The sequence below is a fragment of the Amycolatopsis rhizosphaerae genome (assembly GCF_007713715.1).
GTDB classification, from domain to species: domain Bacteria; phylum Actinomycetota; class Actinomycetes; order Mycobacteriales; family Pseudonocardiaceae; genus Amycolatopsis_E; species Amycolatopsis_E rhizosphaerae.
The window spans coordinates 1-2546 of sequence record NZ_VJWX01000718.1; the positions used below are offsets into that span (position 1 = coordinate 1).

The 2546-nt window shown below is 69.3% G+C and carries 5 protein-coding genes; all 5 read left to right on the plus strand.

The window, feature by feature from the left end; genetic code table 11:
- The coding region (locus tag FNH05_RS35955) for a dienelactone hydrolase family protein (RefSeq protein WP_483964244.1) at positions 1 to 333 on the plus strand (333 nt) is incomplete at its 5' end.
- Between the two features lie 73 nt (positions 334 to 406).
- Positions 407 to 583 carry a hypothetical protein gene (locus tag FNH05_RS38600; RefSeq protein ID WP_186382913.1) on the plus strand — a complete coding sequence of 59 codons (177 nt, stop codon included), beginning with the start codon at positions 407 to 409 and terminating at the stop codon, positions 581 to 583.
- The gene (locus tag FNH05_RS35960; RefSeq protein WP_144593302.1) at positions 580 to 1305 is read left to right on the plus strand and encodes a PspA/IM30 family protein; all 726 of its coding nucleotides are present in this window, start codon (positions 580 to 582) and stop codon (positions 1303 to 1305) included. The genes FNH05_RS38600 and FNH05_RS35960 overlap by 4 nt, the downstream gene beginning before the upstream one ends.
- Positions 1302 to 1580 (plus strand): PspA-associated protein PspAA, encoded by a 279-nt coding sequence (pspAA, locus tag FNH05_RS35965; RefSeq protein WP_144593303.1) that lies wholly within the window; start codon positions 1302 to 1304, stop codon positions 1578 to 1580. Before FNH05_RS35960 ends, pspAA begins: the two co-directional genes overlap by 4 nt.
- A 4-nt stretch (positions 1581 to 1584) precedes the next feature.
- A complete protein-coding gene (gene htpX / locus FNH05_RS35970; RefSeq protein WP_144593304.1) occupies positions 1585 to 2487 on the plus strand; it encodes a zinc metalloprotease HtpX in 903 nt (300 codons plus the stop codon).
- The last annotated feature ends 59 nt before the right edge of the window (positions 2488 to 2546 follow it).

A 2546-nucleotide genomic window follows, 5' to 3' on the forward strand; every position in this document is an offset into this window, starting at 1 on the left:
GCGCTGTGGGCGGCGGCGAATCCGGAGGTGCCGGTGGCGGCGGTGGTGTCGCGCGGTGGGCGTCCGGATCTCGCGGCGCCGCGGTTGGCGCGGGTGAGCGCGCCGACGCTGTTCATCGTCGGCGGGCGGGACGAGATCGTGCTGGAGCTCAACCAGCAGGCGCAGGCGGCGATGACGGCCGAAACGCGGCTTTCGGTGGTGCCCGGGGCGACGCATCTGTTCGAGGAGCCGGGTGCCCTGGATCAGGCGGGTGCGCTGGCGCGTGAGTGGTTCCTGAAGCATCTCGCGCCGGTGGCGGCTTTCGGTTCCTCCGTCGGGGCCGAAGGTCACTAGTCAGGCGTCTCCCGGCGGCCAAGGGTGGAGACGGTCATCCATTGGAGCATCCATTGTGGACGGGAGAACGGCTGTGAGTGACACCGAAAGCCGGAAGGCGGCGCAGGAGGCGAGGGAGGACGCCGCGGCTCGTGCCGCGTCGCGGCATCACACGACGACCGAGCTGGCCGAGCGGGAGATCAGGCTGTGGCAGGCGCGGCAGGAAGGGCGGCACGGCGAGGAAAAGCCCGAAGACCGGGAGGGGAAATGAGTCTGTCCCGTCGGATCGCGGATCTGTTCAGGATGAAGGTGGGCAAGGCGCTCGACCGTGCCGAGGATCCTCGCGAGGTGCTGGACTATTCCTACGAAAAGCAGCTCGAGATGCTGACGAAGGTCAACCGGGGGCTGGCGGACGTGGCCACCAGCCGTAAGCGGCTGGAGCTGCAGCTGGGGCAGCTGAACCGGTCGGCCGAGACGCTGACCGGGCAGGCGCGGCAGGCGCTGTCCTTGGGGCAGGAGGAGATCGCGCGGGAGGCGTTGACGCGCCGGGCGGCGGTGACCGCACAGATCACGGAGTTGCAGGCGCAGCAGCAGTCGGTGCAGGCCGACGAGGAGAAGCTGAAGGCCGCGTCGGAGCGGTTGCGGGCGAAGGTGGAGGCGTTCCGGACGCGGAAGGAGACCATCAAGGCGACCTACACGGCGGCGGAGGCGCAGACGCGGATCGGTGAGGCGGTGAGTGGCATCTCCGAGGAGATGGGGGATGTCGGGATGGCGATGCAGCGGGCGGAGGACAAGACCGCGCAGCTGCAGGCCCGGGCGGGGGCGATCGACGAGTTGCTGGCTTCCGGTGCGCTCGACGACGCCACGCGTCCTGCCGGGCGGGACGACATCCAGGCCCAGCTGGACCGGATTTCCGCGCAGGGCCAGATCGAGGGCGAGCTTTCGCAGTTGCGGGCGCAGTTGCCCGCCGGCCGTGGGAAGGACGAGTCGTGATCGCGCGCATTCTCGGGGAGGGGCAGCTCGAGTTGCCTGCCGAGCGTCTCGATGAGCTCAACAAGCTGGACGACGCGGTGGTGGCGGCGATGGAGGCCGGGGAGGAAAGCGCTTTCATCATCGCGCTGGATTCGCTGGTCGAGGCCGCGCGCCGGTACGGCACTCCGGTGCCGGATGACAGTCTGGTTCCCTCCGACCTGGTCCTTCCCGCCGCGGACAGCAGCCTGGCGCAGGTGCGGGCGCTGCTCGGCGACGAGGGCCTGATTCCCGGGTGAAGGCGTGCGCACTCGTTTTCCGCCGGACCGCGGGCTGACCGCGCGGATGCTGCTGACCACGTTCCTGCTGGGACTGGTGTATGCGGTGTTCGTGGCGGTGCTGCTGGTCCTGCTCAAGTCGGTTTTCGTGGTGGTGGTGATCGCCGGGGGGCTGCTGGCCGCGCAGTACTTCTTCTCGGACCGGATCGCGCTGGCGTCGATGGGGGCGCAGGTGGTGGGTCCGGAGCAGGAGCCGCGGTTGCATGCGGTGCTGGACCGGTTGTGCGCGGCGGCGGACATGCCGAAGCCGCGGGTGGCGGTGGCCGACACGGATCTGCCGAACGCGTTCGCGACCGGCCGCAACACGCGGCGCGCGGTGGTGTGTGTGACGACGGGTCTGCTGCGGCGGCTGGACAATACGGAGCTGGAGGGGGTGCTGTCGCACGAGTTGTCGCACATCGCGCACCGGGATGTGGTGGTGATGACCATCGCGTCGTTCCTCGGGGTGCTGGCCGGTCTGGTGGCGCGGTTCTCGCTGTATTCGGGGATGATGGGCCAGGGCAGGCGCAACGGTGACCAGGTGGTGCTGGTCGTGCTGCTGGTGACCGCGGTGTCGGTGGTGGTGTACGGGATCAGTTTCCTGCTGGTGCGGGCGTTGTCGCGGTACCGGGAGTTGGCGGCGGACACCGCGGGGGCGATGGTGACGGGTCGTCCGTCGGCGCTGGCTTCGGCGTTGACGAAGGTCAGCGGGGAGTTGTCGCGGATTCCGACGCGGGATCTGCGGTCGGTGGAGGCGTTCAACGCGTTCTTCTTCGCTCCGGCGCTGGGTTCGCGGGTGATGTCGTTGCTGTCGACGCATCCGAGTCTTGAAGTGCGGCTGGATCGGCTGGCGAAGCTGTCCACGGATCTGGGGGAGCCGGCGCGATGAGGTTTCTGGATGTGCTGCTGGGCCGGACGAAGCCGGTGCGGCCGAACCTGGACGTGTTG

Coding starts and splice junctions, on each gene's coding strand:
- FNH05_RS35960 (WP_144593302.1), top strand. CDS start 580: ATGAGTCTGTCCCGTCGGATCGCGGATCTGTTCAGGATGAAGGTGGGC.